This is a genomic window from Pseudomonas sp. NPDC087614, from assembly GCF_044743485.1.
GTDB classification, from domain to species: domain Bacteria; phylum Pseudomonadota; class Gammaproteobacteria; order Pseudomonadales; family Pseudomonadaceae; genus Aquipseudomonas; species Aquipseudomonas baetica_A.
On sequence record NZ_JBIUWN010000016.1, the window covers coordinates 1 to 18525 of the forward strand.

At 61.8% G+C, this 18525-nt stretch carries 14 protein-coding genes; 9 read left to right on the forward strand and 5 right to left on the reverse strand.

The annotated features are described in order from the left end of the window. Positions 1-113 precede the first annotated feature (113 nt). Positions 114-563 (reverse strand): Cd(II)/Pb(II)-responsive transcriptional regulator, encoded by a 450-nt coding sequence (gene cadR / locus ACIOWA_RS08830; RefSeq protein WP_339430384.1) that lies wholly within the window; start codon positions 561-563, stop codon positions 114-116. 84 nt (positions 564-647) lie between these two features. On the opposite strand from cadR, the gene ACIOWA_RS08835 reads away from it, so the two are divergent. The 7 genes from ACIOWA_RS08835 (at position 648) to ACIOWA_RS08865 (ending at position 10090) form a co-directional block, all read left to right on the forward strand. After that, positions 648-2903, forward strand: a complete 2256-nt coding sequence (locus tag ACIOWA_RS08835) for a heavy metal translocating P-type ATPase (protein WP_401159325.1) — start codon at positions 648-650, stop codon at positions 2901-2903. 16 nt (positions 2904-2919) lie between these two features. Continuing rightward, positions 2920-3783 (forward strand): LysR family transcriptional regulator, encoded by an 864-nt coding sequence (locus tag ACIOWA_RS08840; RefSeq protein ID WP_339539156.1) that lies wholly within the window; start codon positions 2920-2922, stop codon positions 3781-3783. Between the two features lie 502 nt (positions 3784-4285). Continuing rightward, complete coding sequence (locus tag ACIOWA_RS08845) at positions 4286-4651, forward strand: DUF6124 family protein (protein ID WP_401159327.1); 366 nt, start codon at positions 4286-4288, stop codon at positions 4649-4651. Positions 4652-4941: 290 nt separating this feature from the next. Then, the gene (locus ACIOWA_RS08850; protein ID WP_401159329.1) at positions 4942-6018 is read left to right on the forward strand and encodes a putative 2-aminoethylphosphonate ABC transporter ATP-binding protein; all 1077 of its coding nucleotides are present in this window, start codon (positions 4942-4944) and stop codon (positions 6016-6018) included. Further along, positions 6018-7742, forward strand: coding sequence for a putative 2-aminoethylphosphonate ABC transporter permease subunit (locus tag ACIOWA_RS08855; protein ID WP_401159332.1), 1725 nt, complete (start codon positions 6018-6020; stop codon positions 7740-7742). Before ACIOWA_RS08850 ends, ACIOWA_RS08855 begins: the two co-directional genes overlap by 1 nt. A 42-nt stretch (positions 7743-7784) precedes the next feature. Then, positions 7785-8810 carry a putative 2-aminoethylphosphonate ABC transporter substrate-binding protein gene (locus ACIOWA_RS08860; RefSeq protein ID WP_401159334.1) on the forward strand — a complete coding sequence of 342 codons (1026 nt, stop codon included), beginning with the start codon at positions 7785-7787 and terminating at the stop codon, positions 8808-8810. 146 nt (positions 8811-8956) lie between these two features. Further along, positions 8957-10090, forward strand: a complete 1134-nt coding sequence (locus ACIOWA_RS08865) for a TIGR03364 family FAD-dependent oxidoreductase (protein WP_401159337.1) — start codon at positions 8957-8959, stop codon at positions 10088-10090. 93 nt (positions 10091-10183) lie between these two features. Here ACIOWA_RS08865 and ACIOWA_RS08870 read toward each other — a convergent pair whose 3' ends face one another. Further along, positions 10184-11560, reverse strand: a complete 1377-nt coding sequence (locus ACIOWA_RS08870; protein ID WP_339430378.1) for a GTPase/DUF3482 domain-containing protein — start codon at positions 11558-11560, stop codon at positions 10184-10186. Beyond that, the gene (locus ACIOWA_RS08875; RefSeq protein WP_401159339.1) at positions 11553-12926 is read right to left on the reverse strand and encodes a DUF2868 domain-containing protein; all 1374 of its coding nucleotides are present in this window, start codon (positions 12924-12926) and stop codon (positions 11553-11555) included. Before ACIOWA_RS08875 ends, ACIOWA_RS08870 begins: the two co-directional genes overlap by 8 nt. An 85-nt stretch (positions 12927-13011) precedes the next feature. Here ACIOWA_RS08875 and ACIOWA_RS08880 point away from each other — a divergent pair, with 85 nt between their 5' ends. Next, the gene (locus ACIOWA_RS08880; protein WP_339430376.1) at positions 13012-13524 is read left to right on the forward strand and encodes a dihydrofolate reductase; all 513 of its coding nucleotides are present in this window, start codon (positions 13012-13014) and stop codon (positions 13522-13524) included. A 101-nt stretch (positions 13525-13625) separates the two neighbouring features. Here the strand turns inward: ACIOWA_RS08880 and ACIOWA_RS08885 are convergent, their stop codons facing one another. Continuing rightward, positions 13626-15017 (reverse strand): L-cystine transporter, encoded by a 1392-nt coding sequence (locus ACIOWA_RS08885; protein WP_339430375.1) that lies wholly within the window; start codon positions 15015-15017, stop codon positions 13626-13628. Between the two features lie 239 nt (positions 15018-15256). On the opposite strand from ACIOWA_RS08885, the gene ACIOWA_RS08890 reads away from it, so the two are divergent. After that, positions 15257-16318: a haloacid dehalogenase-like hydrolase gene (locus ACIOWA_RS08890; protein ID WP_339430374.1), complete on the forward strand. Its 1062-nt coding sequence runs from the start codon at positions 15257-15259 to the stop codon at positions 16316-16318. 137 nt (positions 16319-16455) lie between these two features. Here the strand turns inward: ACIOWA_RS08890 and ilvD are convergent, their stop codons facing one another. Next, positions 16456-18297, reverse strand: a complete 1842-nt coding sequence (gene ilvD / locus ACIOWA_RS08895; RefSeq protein WP_339430373.1) for a dihydroxy-acid dehydratase — start codon at positions 18295-18297, stop codon at positions 16456-16458. Between the last annotated feature and the right edge of the window lie 228 nt (positions 18298-18525).

The following is an 18525-nucleotide window of genomic DNA, read 5'->3' on the forward strand; positions in this document are numbered from 1 at the left end:
AGCTTGCCCGGGTGGTATTTGCTCTGTTGAAAAACCAGAGCGAATACTCCCCTAAAGCGGTTTAGGGGCTAGGCATGAACCATAGAATCTCCCACATTGGTTATCGGGTGTTCTTAATGGCCGTGACTACGGCCCACATGCGAATGCTCCACCTCCGTCGCCACCACCCCGCCACTCACTTCCAGCCGCTGCAAAATCCCGCATTGATCGGCCCCCGGCCTTTCGCCACAGCGTTGGCGCAGGTCGAGCAGTTGTGTCTGCAACGCCAATAACCCGTCAATTCGTGCCTTCACATGCTGGATGTGTTCATCGATCAGCGTGTTGACGCTTTCACACTGATCCTGCGGGCTGTCACGCATGGCCAACAGGCTGCGGATTTCTTCGAGGGTCATGTCGAGGGTGCGGCAGTTGCGGATGAAGGTCAGGCGTTCGGCGTGGGCCTGGGTGTAGACGCGGTAGTTGCCGTCGCTGCGGGCGGGCTCTGGCAGCAGGTTTTCGCGCTCGTAGTAACGAATGGTTTCGACGGCGCAATCGGTCAGCTTGGCCAGTTCTCCGATCTTCATGACGGCAATCTCCAAAAGGGTGCTTGACCCTATAGTGGCTACAGGGTCTTTACTTGGCAACAGGCACCTTCATGGACGCGACCAATGAGCGATTCCCTGCACTCCCACAAACCCCACGCGGGGCACGACCACAGCCATAAATTGCAGCCTGTGCATAAACATGACCACGGCGGCGACGCTTGCTGCGCATCGAAAGCCGCCGCACCTGCACGGGTGCTACTGAGCGAAAAGACCAGCGCCGACGCCCGGCTGAGCAGCTTTCGCATCGAGGCGATGGACTGCCCGACCGAACAGACGCTGATCCAGAACAAACTCGGCAAACTGGCCGGCGTCGAGCAACTGGAATTCAACCTGATCAACCGCGTGCTCGGTGTGACCCACACGCTGCCAGGCACCGAGCCCATCACTGAGGCAATCAAATCCCTCGGCATGCACGCCGAACCGCTGGAGGCGGGCGTCGAGTCGCCAGCCCCGGCCCCCGTGAAAAAACACTGGTGGCCATTGGCGCTGTCCGGCGTCGGTGCGCTCGCCGCCGAAGTGATCCACTTCACCAACGCCGCGCCGACCTGGGTGGTGGCGATCATCGCGCTGGTGTCGATCCTCAGCGGTGGCCTCGGCACCTACAAAAAGGGCTGGATTGCCCTGAAGAACCGCAACCTCAACATCAATGCGCTGATGAGCATCGCCGTGACCGGTGCCGTGTTGATCGGCCAATGGCCGGAAGCGGCGATGGTGATGTTCCTGTTCACCGTGGCCGAGTTGATCGAAGCACGTTCGCTGGATCGTGCGCGCAACGCGATCAGCGGTCTGATGCAAATGACCCCGGAGCAGGCGACCGTATTGCAGGCTGACGGTCGCTGGCTCGAACAGGAAGTGAAAAGCGTCGAACTCGGCGCCCGCGTGCGGGTAAAACCCGGCGAGCGTATTGCGCTGGACGGTGAAGTCGTCAGCGGCCGTTCGACCATCGATCAGGCGCCGATCACCGGGGAAAGCCTGCCGGTGGAGAAAACCGTGGGCGATAAAGTCTTCGCCGGCACCATCAACCAGGCCGGTTCGCTGGAATACACGGTGACCGCAGCGGCGAACAACTCGACCCTGGCGCGGATCATTCTCGCCGTCGAGCAAGCCCAGGGTGCACGCGCACCGACCCAGCGCTTCGTCGATCAATTCTCGACAATCTACACCCCAGCGGTGTTCGTCTTGGCCCTGGCCGTGGCGATCATCCCGCCGCTGTTCATGGGCGCGGTGTGGTTCGACTGGATCTACCGCGCGCTGGTGTTGCTGGTGGTCGCGTGCCCATGTGCCTTGGTGATTTCCACCCCGGTGACCATCGTCAGCGGCCTCGCGGCGGCGGCGCGCAAAGGCATTCTGGTCAAGGGCGGCGTGTACCTGGAGGGCGGTTTCAAGCTCGATTATCTGGCGCTGGATAAAACCGGAACCATCACCCACGGCAAACCGGTGCAGACCGATTACCTGTCCCTCGATCCGACGGCCAACGCCACCGCCCCGGCGATTGCCGCCGCGTTGGCCGGCCGTTCCGATCACCCGGTGTCGCTGGCCATCGCCAACGCCGCTGTGGATAAAAACCTCGCGGCGCAGATTGTGGATAACTTCGAAGCGCTGGCCGGCCGTGGCGTCAAAGGCGAGATCAACGGCCAGGTCTACTACTTGGGCAACCATCGTCTGGTTGAAGAGCTGAACCTGTGCTCCCCGGCGCTGGAAGAAAAACTCTTCGCGCTGGAGAAACAGGGCAAATCCGTGGTGCTGTTGCTCGACAAGTCCGGACCGCTGGCGCTGTTTGCGGTGGCCGACACCGTCAAGGAGACCAGTCGCGAAGCGATCCGCCAGTTGCATGCGCTGGGCGTGAAAACCCTGATGCTCACGGGCGATAACGTCCACACCGCGCAGGCGATTGCCGCGCAGGTCGGCATCGATCAGGCTCAGGGCGATTTGTTGCCGACCGACAAGCTGCAAGCCATCGAAGCGCTTTACGCACAGGGCCACCGGGTCGGCATGGTCGGCGACGGTATCAACGATGCCCCGGCATTGGCCCGCGCCGAGATCGGTTTTGCCATGGCCGCAGCGGGCACCGACACGGCTATCGAAACTGCCGATGTCGCCCTGATGGACGACGATCTGCGCAAGATCCCCGCATTCATCAGCCTGTCTCGCGATACCGCCAGCATCCTGAAACAGAACATTGCATTGGCGTTGGTGATCAAGGCTATCTTTCTTGGGGTAACCTTCGCCGGGCTCGCCACCATGTGGATGGCGGTGTTTGCCGACATGGGCGTGAGCCTGCTGGTGGTGTTCAACGGTTTGCGCCTGTTGCGCAAATAGACGATGAGGGGTGGTTGTGCTGAGTGCCGAGCTGAAGGCGTTTTACATGGTGGCCCGTCTGGGCAGCATCACTTTGGCGGCGAAAAAACTCGGCCTCAGCCAACCGACCGTGACCACGCAGATTCGTAACCTTGAAAGCCACTATTCGGTAGAGCTGTTCTACCGTGGCGGTCGCCGATTGAGTGTCAGCGACGAAGGCGCGCGGCTGCTGCCGATGGTCAAGGCGTTGTTGCAGCAGGAAGCCGATATCGAGTTTTTCCTGCGCAACAGCGGCCAGGTGCAAGGCACGTTGCGAATCGCCGCGACCGCGCCGTATTACATCCTCGATCTGGTGAAGACTTTTCGCGAACGCCTGCCGCAGGTGGACGTGTCGGTGGAAATCGGCAACTCGCAGCAGGTGCTCGAAGCGCTGGAGGATTACCGGGTCGATGTCGCCGCGTCGTCGCAGTTGCTGGATGATGCGCGGCTGATTCGTCGGGTACTCGGCACGGATCCGCTGGTATTGGCGGTGCATCGCAATCACCCGCTGGCGGTGCATGAGCATGTGTCGCTGAGTGCGTTGGTCGGGCATACGTTGCTGATGCGCGAGTCGGGTTCGACCACGCGGCGGTTGACCGAAGAGTTGCTGGCCAGCGCCGGGGTGAGTTTCGGGCCGCTGCTGGAGATCGGCAGCCGTGAATCGATTCGCGAGGCGGTGTTGCGCAACATTGGCATCAGCATCATTGCCCGCCAGGAAGTGCCGCATGATCCGCAGCTAAAGGTGCTGACCCTTGAGCATGCGCCGCAGATTCCCGAGTACCTGTACTGCCTCAAGGAGAGGAAGGGCGCGCGGTTGCCGGCGGCGTTTTTGGGGTTGGCGCAGGAAATGTCCCCGGCCTGAGATCTTTCAGTGCCTGTGCCGGCCTCTTCGCGAGCAAGCCCCACATTGGAATGCGTTCCCCCTGTGGGAGCGGGCTGCTCGCGAAGGGGTCAGTCGCCGCAGCAAAATCCGACAGGTAAATCCCCAATCTCTGTAGGGCACTAAACCCTTTCCAGCGCAGGTGTTTAAAGACACTCGGTGTTACGCCCGTCAGCCTACAAATCCTTGCGCCGCTGCCTACGCATGCACCAGAATCCGCCGGCTTGTGCGCCTTGGGCTGGCTGCGTAACTTGGTTCGCATCACTGATTTCCAGTGATCGGGTTTAGTAGCCCGGATCAGTTGACTTACGGCTGCACAAGAATCATCCAGTCGGGCGCTTGCTTGCACTTGATGGTGGCTGTGCGCATGGCATCTTCGGGTGCGCCGGGTCTTGAGTCTTCTGCCGGTCTACTAACTTGCGCACAGCTGCCACCCCTTTCGTTTAGTAGCGAGATGGCTGCGGCTCTACTGGAGAAAGACTCAATGTTCAAACTAACGCCAAACCCGCCGATCTCCGATCCGGCATCCCCCTACGAATCGCCCGATTCAAAGAAATTCCACGAAGCCGCCGAGCGCGCCCTCGACCACTATCTCTGCCCGCCGGCCGCCGCCATCATGGCCACGTCCTACACCCCCAACACGCTCTACATGGCACACCCTGAGGCTGACACCGAATCCCTGCTGGCCGACGCCAGTGAAACCCTCGGCTCCGCCACCGTCATGCTCCACAACCACGCAGCAATGGTTGAAGGCTCGAACCGCAAAACCCTGCAAGGCATCGCCCAGGTGGTGATGCTGGCCGAGCTGGCGGTCAATCGTGTGCTGGACAGGTTAGTGCCGACCGAGTGATCAACGCGCTCAGCGGCGCATGCCCATGTGCCACTGAGTGGAGGCTAGAGGTGTCGATCGCCTGAATCTTTTGGTGAATGTCTGGGCCTCTTCGCGAGCAAGCCCCACATTGGAATGCGTTCCCCCTGTGGGAGCGGGCTTGCTCGCGAAGGCGTCAGACCAGGCAATGCAGAACCTCAGCCCAAACCAAAATCCCCGAATACCACTATCAGCCGTTTTTGCCTCACAGCCACATGACGGACGCATTACAACGCTAGGATTTGCCTCATCTGCTTGATGAGGTCTGTCCCATGAATCCTGCCATCGCAACCACCCTGACTCACCCCGGCGCACCGATGAAAGTGCGCGGCGTGCAGAAGCGCTTTGGCGCGTTCACCGCACTGGATAACGTCTCCCTCGACGTCGCGGCCGGTGAACTGGTGTGCCTGCTCGGCCCGTCCGGGTGCGGCAAGACCACGTTGCTGCGTTGCATCGCCGGTCTGGAAAAGCAGGACAGCGGCGAGTTGTACCTCGGTGACCGCAATGTCTCGAATCTCGCCCCGCAGGCCCGGGACTACGGGATTCTGTTTCAGTCCTACGCACTGTTCCCCAATCTGACGGTGGAGGCGAACATTGCCTACGGCCTCGCCGGCAGCGGTCGCGATGAAGTGCGCCGCCGCGTCGGTGAGATGCTGGAACTGGTCGGCCTCACCGGCAGTGAGAAAAAGTACCCCGGCCAATTGTCCGGCGGCCAACAGCAACGGGTGGCACTGGCCCGCGCTCTGGCCCCGGCACCGTCGCTGCTGCTGCTCGACGAACCGATGTCGGCCCTTGACGCCCGGGTGCGTGAGCATTTGTGTACCGAACTGCGCCAACTGCAACGCAACCTCGGCATCACCACCCTGATGGTCACGCACAATCAGGACGAAGCCATGCTGATGGCCGACCGCATCGCCGTGATGAATAACGGCCGGGTCGAGCAGTACGCCACCCCGCAGGACATCTACAACCGCCCGGCCACACCGTTTGTGGCCGAGTTTGTCGGGCAGGGTAACTGGCTGCCGTTCCAGCGCAGCAGCGCCAGCCACGCCCGGGTGGGCGGGATGGATGTGCGTCTGGCGGATGGCAGCGTGAGCGGCGCCTCGGGCCGATTGTTCTGCCGCCCCGAAGCGATCAACGTCAATCCGCTGGTGCACGAAGAAAACCTGTTCCCGGCCAAAGTCCGCGAGATCACCTTCCTCGGCAACCGCTGCCGCATGAGCTTCGAACTCGATCAACTGCCCGGCCACGCGCTGCTCGCCGAACTGGCGCCGGAGGCCATGCCGCGCCTCGGCGCCCAGCAGATCATGGTTGCGTTGCCGCCGCGCAGCCTGCAGGTGTTTGCCTGATGAGCAGCCACCTCGCGCTGCCGCTCCCGCATAAGCAGGTGCGTCAGACTTCTCGTGCCGAGATCGGCGACCGCATCTTCGTCGTCGGCGGCAAACTCCTGCTGCTGGTACTGCTTGGCGTTGCGGTGCTGTTGCCGTTGCTGGCGATCTTCTGGCGCGGCTTCAGTAGCGAAGCCGGGCAGGGCGGTGGCTGGCTCGCCGCGAAAGAACTGGCGACCAGCGAGAACTTTCACTGGCTGCTCGGCAACAGCCTGAAAGTTTCCCTCAGCGTCGCGGCCATCGTCGTACCGCTGGCCTACCTGTTTGCCTACGCCCTGCAACGCACGTTGATTCCGGCCAAAGGCATCTGGCGCGGGATTTCCCTGCTGCCGCTGATGGCGCCGTCGATGCTGCCGGGGATCGCGCTGGTCTATCTGTTCGGCAATCAAGGCCTGTTGCGCGGGCTGCTCTCGGACAACATCTACGGGTTCTGGGGGATTGTGCTGGGTGAGGTGATCTACACCTTTCCCCATGCGCTGATGATTCTGCTGTCGGCGCTGTCGCTGGCCGATGCGCGGCTGTTCGATGCGGCGTCGAGCATGGGCGCCAGTCCGGCCAAGGCGTTTCGCAGCATCACCTGGCCGGCGACCCGACAGGCTGTGTTCGCCGCGTTCTGTCTGGTGTTCACCCTGACCATCACCGATTTCGGTGTGCCGGTGGTGGTCGGTGGCGACTATCAAGTGTTGGCGCTGGAGGCTTATAAAGCCGTGGTCGGCCAGCAGCAATTCGGCCGTGGTGCGTTGATCGGCATGGTGCTGTTGCTGCCGGCGCTGCTGAGCTTTGGCGTCGATGCGTGGTTGCGTCGACGTCACGGCGACTCCATGAGTGGCCGCGCCCAGGTGTTCAAACCGGCGCCGTCGAAAGTGCGTGATGGCTGCTATCTGGTCATCGTCCTGCTGATCTGCGCGGCGTTGCTGCTGGTGTTCGGCATGGCGGTGTTCTCCTCGCTGGTGAAGTTCTGGCCGTACAACCTGTCGCTGTCGCTCAACCACTATCAGTTCAACGAAACCGCCGGCGGTGGCTGGCTGGCCTACAGCAACAGTTTGAAGATGGCGCTGGGTACGGCGCTGATTGGCAGTGTGCTGATCTTCACCGGCGCGTATCTGATGGAAAAAACACGCACGCAACGCGGCCTCAATCTGGCGTTGCGCATGCTCAGTTTCGTGCCGATGGCGGTGCCGGGGTTGGTGCTTGGTCTGGGTTACGTGTTCTTTTTCAACCTGACCGGCAACCCGCTGCATGTGCTCTACGGGACGATGACCCTGCTGATCGTCTGCACCATTGCGCACTATCTGACCACCGCACAAATGACCGCAACCACCGCGTTGCGCCAGCTCGATGCCGAGTTCGAAGCCGCCGCGCTGTCGCTCAAGGCGCCCCTGTATCGGCATTACCTGCGCGTGACCGTGCCGCTCTGCCTGCCGGCGTTGCTGGACATCGTGCGCTACCTGTTCGTCTCGGCGATGACCACGGTGTCGGCGGCGATCTTCCTCTACAGCCCGGACACCATTCTTGCGGCGGTGGCGGTGCTGAACATGGATGACGCCGGCAACGTCGGCGGCGCGGCAGCGATGTCGACCCTGATTCTGTTCACCTCGGCGGGCGTGTCCTTGCTGCTGGCGTGGGCTTCGCGCGGTTTGCTGCGCCGTTCCCAGGCCTGGCGGCAAACCGCGCCCGGTCACTGATGTTTCCCGTAGCCCTCAACTCAAAAAGACAGGAAAACGATCATGTTCAAGCCTATGGCCCTGGCCGCTGCTGTGCTCGCCACTTTCAGCCTGAATGCCTTCGCGGCGAAAACCGAGTTGACGGTGTACACCGCCCTCGAAGCCGAGCAACTGAAGTCCTACAAGGACGCCTTCGAAAAGGCCAACCCGGACGTCGAGATCAAATGGGTGCGCGATTCCACCGGGATCATCACCGCCAAACTGCTGGCCGAAAAGGCCCGTCCGCAGGCTGACGCCGTGTGGGGCCTGGCCGCCTCGAGCCTGGCGATCCTCGACCAGCAAGGCATGCTGCAAAGTTACGCACCGAAGGATCTGGGCAAGATCGGCGCGAACTACCGCGACGCCGCCAACCCGCCGGCCTGGGTCGGCATGGACGTGTGGGCCGCGACCATTTGCTTCAACACCGTCGAAGCCGAGAAGCAGGGCTTGAGCAAACCGGTGAGCTGGCAGGACCTGACCAAGCCTGAGTACAAAGGCAAGATTGTCATGCCCAACCCGGCGTCGTCCGGCACCGGTTTCCTCGACGTCAGCGCCTGGCTGCAAACCTTCGGCGAGAAGCAGGGCTGGGCGTACATGGACGGCCTGCACCAGAACATCGGCCAGTACGTTCACTCCGGCTCCAAGCCTTGCAAACTGGCGGCGGCGGGCGAGTTCCCGATTGGTATTTCCTTCGAATACCCGGCCGTTCAGTTGAAGCGCCAGGGCGCGCCGCTGGACATCATCCTGCCGAAGGAAGGCCTGGGCTGGGAGATCGAGGCGACTGCCGTGATCAAAGGCACGCCGCATGAAGAAGCCGCGAAGAAACTCGCCGACTTCTCCGCCAGCGCCGAGGCGATGGATCTGTACAAGGAGAACTTCGCCGTACTCGCGCAGCCGGGGATTGCCAAGCCGCAGACCGAATTGCCGGCTGATTACGAGCAGCGTTTGATCAAAAACGACTTTGCCTGGGCCTCGAAGCATCGCGACGAGATCCTGGCCGAGTGGCGCAAGCGCTATGACGGCAAGTCCGAGAAAGTCGTCGCCAAGTAAGCTCTTTATCGACTGACAGGGCCGCTTCGCGAGCAAGCCCGCTCCCACATTGGATCTTCAGTGAACACACATTCTGTGGGCACCCAAAATCCCCTGTGGCAGCGGGCTTGCTCGCGAAGGCGGTCTCCCATTCAGGGAAAATTTCCATGACACAACACAACGACCTGCTGATCGTCGGCGCCGGCATCCTCGGCCTGTCCCACGCCTATGCCGCCGCCAAACGCGGTCTCAAAGTCACGGTTTTCGAACGCACGGCCACGCCCCTCGGCGCCTCGGTGCGCAACTTCGGCCAGGCACTGGTCACCGGCCAGCCACCCGGGCCAATGCTCGAACTGGCCAAGGCCAGCCGCGAGATCTGGGGCGACTGGGCGCAGCTCGCCGGCCTGCAAATCAAGCGTAACGGCTCGTACCTGTTTGCCCGCACTGAAGCTGAAGAACACCTGCTCGAAGCCTTTTGCGCCGGCCGCGCCGTGGAACACGGTTACAACGTCGACTTGTTGCGCGGCGCCGCGTTGCGCGACCTCTACAGCGGTCAGTTCAGCCATCACCGTGCAGCCTTGCACGGGAGGGACGATCAACAGTTGTATTCGCGTGAAGCGATTCCAGCATTGATCGATTACCTGCGCCGCGACCTCGGCGTCGAATTTCATTTCTCGACGCTGGTGCGCGATGTGGAGCCGGGGCGTCTGCACAGCACGGCCGGTTCGTTCACCGCCAAACAGATCATCGTCTGCTCCGGCCATGATTATCAGACGCTGCTGGCCGAACCGATTGCCACGCTCGACCCGCAAATCTGCCGCCTGCAAATGCTCCGCGCCAAACCGCACGTCGAGCTGAACCTGCAACACGCCTTGCTCACGGGGTTGAGCGGCGTGCACTACGGCGCCTTCGCCGACTTGCCGGAAGCGGCTGCGGTGCAGGCGCAGATCCTGCGCGAACAACCGCACCTGCATGAAAACGGCATTCACCTGTTGATCAGTCCGACACCGTATGGCGAGTTGATCATCGGAGATTCGCACCACTACGGCAGCGATCCGTCGCCGTTCAACGCCGAGCAAGTCGACACCTGGATGCTCGAACTGGCCGAACACACCCTCGGCTGCAAGGTGCAAGTGATCGAGCGCTGGCAGGGTGTCTATGGCGCCCGTGGGCCGGGGCCGTTTTCGTTCCTGCGCCCGGCACCGGGGCTGAGTGTGGCGCTGATGCACACCGGCGTCGGCATGAGCGTCGGTCCGGCCATGGCCGAGCGCAATGTCGCGCAGTTGCTGGGGGACATTTGATGGCAGGTCACAAGACCTTCATTCGCGAGCAAGCCCGGGGGAATGCGTTTTTCTGTGGGAGCGGGCTTGCTCGTGAAGAGGCCGGCTCAGGCGCTACAAATCCTCAGCCAAAGACTCAATTTGCTCCTGCCGCTGCGCCTGATTCAACTTCGCATGCGGGTTGAGCGACGACCATTGCGGATGCGCCCGCGCCTTGCTCAGCGCCTCCGGCAACTTGCCCTGTCGCCAGGTTTTGTCCTGCGGTGCGGCAACCTGAACCGCGTCCAGCGCCGCATGCCCGCGCTGATCCAGGGCCAGCAGCAACTGGCGCTGGCGCAACGCCAACAGCCGCAACACGGCGTCATCCACCGTCAACTCGCGCTGGCCTTTGATCTTGCCGAGCAAGCGACTGCCATAACTGCGCGCCGTTTGCAGCGCACCGCCAGCAATTGCCCCGGCCAATGCCGCCGCGCCGAGGGTGATGCCGCCCACCAGCAAATCCACGCCAGCCCCGGCGGCTGCCCCGGCAGCGATCCCGCCCCCCACACGCACACCGAGTTGCTTCAAGGTTTCCGGGTTGAACAGGTCATCGCCCCAGCGGCCATCGAGCAACGGTAGATCACTCGCCGCCGCATCCTGCGGGCGAAACGCATACAGCTTGAGCAGCGCTTCGACGCACTTCTGTTCGCGCTGGCGCACAGCCTTGCGCAGTTCGCTGATGGCTTGCTGTTCCTGCTCGGCTTCGCTGACCACGCTGCGGCGGCACGCGGCGCAGTCGATCAGCAATTCGGCAATCAACCGCGCTGCACTGTGCTGCCGGGCGAGTCGCTGTGCCTGCTGATCTGCAATCAAGCGTTCCAGTTGCGGCCGGGCGTTTTCCAGCAACAAGGCGAGGCTTTCATACAGCCGTCGCGCACCATCCTCGGGCGGCGCCACGCTGTCGAAACGCACCAGCGCATGCAGACCAAGACGCGCCAACGCGTCACGCCAATCCGGTTCGCGGTGGTTGGCGCTGCTGACGAAATTGAGCACCGGCAGCAGCGGTTTGCCGCAACTGGCCAACACTTCCAGTTCATCGCGGTACTTGGCCAGCACCGGCTCGCGGGCGTCGATCACATACAAACCGGCGTCGGAGGCGAGCAGTTGCCGCAACACTTTGGCTTCCTGTTCGAAGCGCTGGCGCGCCTCGCTGCCGTCGAGAAACCGCGCCAGCCGCGCCGGGCCGTCGAGGCGTTCGCCGGGGCGTTCCAGACGTTCGAGAAAATCCAGCAGGGCGATGGCGTCTTCCAGCCCCGGCGTGTCGTAGAGGTCGAGCAACGGCTCGCCGTCCACCGACAGTCGCGCGCCCTCGACATGCCGGGTGGTGCTTGGCCGATGCGAGACTTCGCCGAAACCGACATCGCGGGTCAGCGTGCGCAACAGCGAAGTCTTGCCAACGTTGGTGTGGCCGACCACGGCGAGTTTCAGCGGCGCTTTGAAGGCATCAGTCATGACCGTTCTCCAGCCAGTTCAACGGCGCGCAATCAGCAAAGGGTAGTTCCAACTGTTGCAGTGCGATGTGCCAGTCGCCGAGGCGTTCGGCGTCCAGCGCTTCACCGGGCGGCGCTTGCAGCAGCCAGACGCGGGTGGCGCTGGCGTTGCGCGCCAGTTCGGCGATCAGCGCGAGGCTGCCGCGATCCGGCGAGCGCCGTGGATCGCAAGCGATAACCAGACGTGCCGGGGGGAAGCGGCTGAGTTGTTCGAGCAGTTTGTTGCGTGACTCGCGGCTGTCGAGGATGCCGGCGTTGCTGACGTTTTTCGGCAGCGCCGGCGGCCATGGGCGTTGCTCGTCGAGTTCGATCGCCACCAGCAATGCGCCTTCGCTGGCGTGTTCGCTGACGCTGCTTTCGACGCGGTGCAATTGCTCAGGCGCGGCGTCGGTGACGCCCAGGCGTTCGCTGGTCGGCATCAGGCGTTCGCGCAATTGCGCGTAGCCGGGCAGGTTCAGGTCCAGACGCAGCGAGGCTTTGCCGCTGTTCCAGCGCCAAAAACAGAAAAGCGCCAGCAACAGACGCGGCAGCACGCCGTAGATGATCAGCACGCCGACCAGCCACGTTGCCCAGGCCTGACGGGCGCTTTCAATATCCAGTGCGCCGGCACCGCTGGCGCGGATCATCTCGACCGTCGGCACGTTGAAGCCAAGGAGCGCCGGCAGCGAACCGAGGGCCTGGGTCATGTTGATGAACGTGTCGGCGCTGAGAATCGTGGTTTCCCAGACGAAGCCGTAGCGCCGGGTCGCCATCAGGGTCAGCAGCAGCATCAGCGCGCTGAGCATCGCCAGCAGCCACAGGCCGTTGACCGTTGCGCCGAGGGCCCAGCCATTGAGTTTCTTGCGTTGCAGCATCAGCAGCAGGGCCGGCGCCAGTTGCGCGGCTTTGGCATCGCGGGCCAGTTTTTCGCTGAGCCATAGCCACAGGCGCCCGAGGGTGGCGCCGTGTTCGCCGGCAAAAATCAGCCCCGTCGCCCAACTCAGCAGCAGAATCAGATTCAGCCCGAGCAGGCTGCCCAAGGCCCAGAACACATTGACCGGGGTTTGCCCAAGCGCGGCGAAGGCCAGTCCGGCGCCGCTCAACACGGCGAACATCATCAGCAGCACCAGCGCCAGACGCGCGCCTTGCAGCCAGTGCTTGAGTGCGTTGGTCAGCCCGTCACGCTCGGCCAGCCACAAGGCACGGCGTTGAATACGGCTCGGCAGATCGCCGCCAGCCGCGCGGGCCAGACGATTGGCTTCCAGATCATCCAGAGGCCCCGCGTGTTCTTCGCGCAGGCGGATGGTTTCGGTCAGCCAGAGGTTTTGCAGTGGAGTCAGTTGTGTCACGCGGCATCCCGTCGCTCAATTGAGCCGTGAGCATAACCGCTGTGGCGCTTATCGGGTCAAGCGAGGCTCTGGTATCCTCGCCGGCATGACTAAAACACTCCCCTTAAGCCTGATCGCAGCCCTCGGTGAAAACCGCGTGATCGGCGTCGATAACAGCATGCCCTGGCACCTGCCGGGGGACTTCAAATACTTTAAGGCCACGACCCTCGGCAAGCCGATCATCATGGGGCGCAAGACCTGGGATTCCCTCGGTCGTCCGCTGCCCGGGCGCTTGAACATCGTGGTCAGTCGTCAGGCCGATCTGGTGTTGGAAGGCGCTGAGGTTTATCCATCACTCGAAGCCGCGGTGGTTCGCGCCGAGCAATGGGCGAAGGAACAGGGCGTCGATGAACTGATGCTGATTGGCGGCGCGCAGTTGTATGCGCAAGGGCTGGCGCAGGCGGATCGTCTGTACCTGACCCGTGTGGCGCTGAGCCCGGAAGGCGATGCGTGGTTTCCGGCGTTCGATCTTAACCAGTGGAAGCTGGTGTCGAATGTGCCGAATGCGGCCGAAGGCGACAAACCGGCGTACACCTTCGAGGTCTGGGAAAAAGCTTAAGAGCTTCGTCGGAACGCCGCCCCGAGCAAGCCCACACACACATTGGATCTGTGATCGACACAAATCCAATGTGGAAGAGGGCAGGTCAGGCAAAGAACAACTCAAGCCTGTGCCAACTGCCCATGCTCATCGGCATCGAGCAGTGCTTTATCGGTCTGCTGCATCACCTGACTGGTGATCGCACCGGCGGTGATTGCGCCACTCACGTTCAACGCTGTACGCCCCATGTCGATCAGCGGCTCAACCGAAATCAGCAAGGCTACCAGTGACACCGGCAAGCCCATCGCCGGCAGCACGATCAGCGCGGCAAACGTCGCACCGCCACCTACGCCCGCCACACCGGCCGAACTCAGGGTCACAATCGCCACCAGCGTCGCGATCCACAGCGGGTCCAGCGGGTTGATGCCTACGGTCGGCGCTACCATCACCGCCAACATCGCCGGGTACAGGCCTGCGCAGCCGTTCTGGCCGATGGTCGCGCCGAACGATGCGGCAAAACTGGCTACCGATTGTGGAATGCCCAGACGGCGGGTCTGCGCTTCGATGCTCAGCGGAATGCTCGCTGCACTGGAACGGCTGGTGAATGCAAACGTCAGCACCGGCCAGATCTTGCGGAAGAAACGCAGCGGGTTGATCCCGGCCGCCGACACCAGCAGGCCATGAACGACGAACATCAGGCCCAGACCGAGGTACGACACCGCCACGAAACTGCCGAGTTTGATGATGTCTTGCAGGTTGGAGCCAGCCACCACTTTGGTCATCAGCGCCAGTACACCGTACGGGGTCAGCTTCATCACCAGGCGCACCAGGCGCATCACCCAGGCTTGCAGGGTGTCGATGGCGTTGATCACTTTCTGACCTTTCTCGACGTCATCCTTGAGCAGTTGCAGCGCGGCGACACCAAGGAATGCGGCGAAAATCACCACGCTGATGATTGAAGTCGGTTTGGCCCGCGCCAGATCGGCGAACGGGTTCTGCGGGATGAACGACAGCAGCAGTTGCGGCACATTCAGTTCGGCGACCTTGCCGGCGTAGTCGGTCTGAATGGTTTGCAGACGGGCCATTTCCTGGGTGCCAGCCACCAGACCTTCGGCGCTGAGGCCGAACAGGTTGGTCAGGCCGATACCGACCAGCGCCGCAATCGCGGTGGTGAACAGCAGCGTGCCGATGGTCAGGAAACTGATCTTGCCCAGCGACGAGGCGTTGTGCAGGCGGGCCACCGCGCTGAGGATCGAAGCGAACACCAGCGGGATGACGATCATTTGCAGCAACTGCACATAACCGTTGCCGACCAGATCGAACCAGCCAATCGAGGCTTTCAGCACTGGATTGCCCGCCCCGTAAACGGCGTGCAGAGCAATACCGAACGTGACGCCGAGCACCAGCGCGAGCAGGACTTTTTTCGCCAGGCTCCAATGGGTGCGGCGGGTTTGTGCCAGACCCAAGAGCAGGGCGAGGAACACCAGCAGGTTGAGAATCAACGGTAGATTCATGAGAACTCCAGGAAAGACTTTGCCAGCAGCCTTGCGGGGCTGCTGCGAACCGGCAAGCCTAACAGTTTGATTTCAAATGAATTAATACCGAAAACGCAGGGTAATAGTCGCTTTTGGAATAAGTAGGCGTCGCTCTGGGAAATGCATCTGGCGTGATGGAGACGTGGACGGTCGCTGACAGATGAAAACGGTCACACTTATTTGTTACCGTCGGTCTCTTTGATCAGGGAGAAGGGCTTATGAAGTTTGCACCGAAATTTCTGGCTGTCGCACTGACTGTGGGGTTGGGCCTGGCCGGTCAGGCATTCGCCACCGATTTGAAACACTGGCCAGCCGATCAGGCCAAGGCGCTGGACGCGATGATTGCCGCCAATGCCAACAAAGGTAACTACGCGGTGTTCGACATGGACAACACCAGTTACCGCTATGACCTGGAAGAGTCCTTGTTGCCGTTCATGGAAAACAAGGGCCTGATCACCCGCGACAAACTCGACCCCTCCCTGAAACTGATTCCGTTCAAGGACACCGCCGACCACAAGGAAAGCCTGTTCAGTTACTACTATCGCCTCTGCGAAGTCGACGACATGGTCTGCTACCCGTGGGTGGCGCAGGTGTTCTCCGGCTTCACCCTCAAGGAACTCAAAGGCTACGTCGATGAACTGATGGCTTCGGGCAAACCCGTGCCGGCGACTTATTACGACGGCGATGTGGTCAAGACGCTCGACGTCAATCCGCCGAAAATCTTCACCGGGCAGCAAGAGCTCTACAACAAGCTGATGGAGAACGGCATCGAGGTCTATGTGATGACCGCCGCGTCTGAAGAACTGGTGCGCATGGTCGCCGCCGATCCGAAGTACGGCTACAACGTCAAACCACAGAACGTGATTGGCGTGACGACGATGCTGAAGAACCGCGAGACCAACGAACTGACCACCGCGCGCAAGCAGATCACCGCCGGCAAATATGACGAGAAGGCCAACCTCGGCCTCGAACTGACGCCCTACCTGTGGACCCCGGCGACGTGGATGGCCGGCAAGCACGCCGCCATTCTGACTTACATCGACGAGTGGAAAAAACCAGTATTGGTGGGCGGCGACACCCCTACCAGTGACGGATACATGCTGTTCCACGATGTCGACGTGGCCAAGGGCGGCATTCACTTGTGGATCAACCGCAAAGACAAATACATGACGCAGTTGAACGGCATGATGGCCAAGCACGCTGCGGCGCAGGCCAAGGAAGGGTTGCCGGTGACGGCAGACAAGAACTGGGTGATCGTCAAACCCGAAGACATCCAGTAAGCCCCGATCTTCTGTGGGCGCCCGGATTCAGGGTGCACTGACAGTCCCACAGTTTTGATCTTCAGTGTCTGGGGAATCTGGCCAGACAAAAAAATGCCTCGCACTTGGCGAGGCATTTTTGTTCCTGCGATTGACGCTTACAGCCCGTCAAGCATCGCCTTGTTACGCACAGCACCTTTGTCGGCACTGGTCGCCAGCAGGGCGTAAGCCTTGAGCGCGGTGGTCACTTTGCGTGGACGCACTTCCACAGGTTTCCAGCCTTTCTTATCCTGCTCGACCCGGCGAGCCGCCAGTTCTTCGTCGCTGACCAACAGATTGATCGAGCGGTTCGGAATGTCGATCAGCACTTTGTCGCCATCGCGCACCAGACCGATCGCACCGCCAGCAGCGGCTTCTGGCGAAGCGTGGCCGATGGACAGGCCCGAAGTGCCGCCGGAGAATCGGCCGTCGGTGAGCAAGGCGCAGGCTTTGCCCAGGCCTTTGGATTTCAGGTACGAGGTCGGGTAGAGCATTTCCTGCATGCCCGGGCCGCCTTTCGGACCTTCGTAGCGAATGATGACGATGTCGCCTTCTTTCACTTCGTCGGCGAGGATGCCGCGCACGGCGCTGTCTTGGCTTTCGAAGATCTTCGCGTTGCCTTCAAACACATGGATCGACTCGTCGACACCGGCGGTTTTCACCACGCAGCCGTCCATCGCGATGTTGCCGTACAGCACGGCCAGGCCACCCTCTTTCGAGTAGGCGTGTTCGAAACTGCGGATGCAGCCATTTTCACGGTCGTCATCCAGGGTTTCCCAACGGGTCGACTGGCTGAACGCAGTCTGGGTTGGAATGCCCGCCGGGCCTGCCTTGAAGAAGTGGTGCACGGCCTCATCGGTGGTCTGGGTGATGTCCCACTTGGCGATGGCTTCTTCCATGCTGCGGCTGTGTACGGTCGGCAGATCGGTGTGCAACAGGCCGCCACGGGCCAGAGAACCGAGGATGCTGAAGATACCGCCGGCGCGGTGCACGTCTTCCATGTGGTACTTCTGGATGTTCGGCGCAACTTTGCACAGTTGTGGAACGCTGCGCGAAAGACGATCGATGTCGCGCAGGTCGAAATCGATCTCGGCTTCCTGAGCGGCTGCCAGCAAGTGCAGGATGGTGTTGGTCGAACCGCCCATGGCGATGTCGAGCATCATCGCGTTCTCGAACGCCTTGAAGTTGGCGATGTTGCGCGGCAATACCGCCTCATCGTTGTCGCCGTAGTAACGCTTGCACAACTCGACGATGGTCCGGCCGGCCTGCAGGAACAGTTGTTCGCGATCGCTGTGGGTGGCCAGGGTCGAACCGTTGCCCGGCAATGCCAGGCCCAGGGCTTCCACCAGGCAGTTCATCGAGTTGGCGGTAAACATGCCGGAGCAGGAACCGCAGGTCGGACAGGCGCTGCGCTCGTACTCGGCAACCTTCTCGTCAGAAGCGCTGGAGTCGGCGGCAATCACCATGGCGTCGACGAGGTCGAGGCCGTGGGACGCGAGTTTGGTTTTGCCGGCTTCCATCGGGCCGCCGGAAACGAAGATCACCGGAATGTTCAGGCGCAGGGCGGCCATCAGCATGCCCGGGGTGATCTTGTCGCAGTTGGAAATGCACACGATGGCGTCGGCACAGTGGGCGTTGACCATGTATTCGACGGAGTCGGCGATGATTTCACGGCTCGGCAGCGAATAGAGCATGCCGTCGTGACCCATGGCGATACCGTCATCCACCGCGATGGTGTTGAATTCTTTCGCTACGCCACCGGCGCGTTCGATCTCGCGAGCGACCAGTTGGCCCAGGTCTTTGAGGTGCACGTGGCCCGGCACGAACTGGGTGAACGAGTTGGCAATGGCGATGATCGGCTTTTTGAAGTCGTCATCTTTCATCCCGGTGGCGCGCCACAGTGCGCGGGCGCCGGCCATGTTGCGGCCGTGGGTGGATGTTTTCGAACGGTAATCAGGCATTGAAGCACTCCGGGCGGCTAATCAGGTATCAAAGGGGAAGTGAGCTTCTATTGACGTCTGGAACACCCGGTAATGGCCGTGTGTCTGGAAGTGGCCGATGACGTTGCGGGATCGCCGCTGGTCTCAGCCTGAGCTCATAAACCCGCCGGGGGATGAATGGCGATGAATCTGGCGATTCTACACCGCTGGCGTCTGGAGGGAATGGCGCAAAGTGTTGTTGCAGTGCCA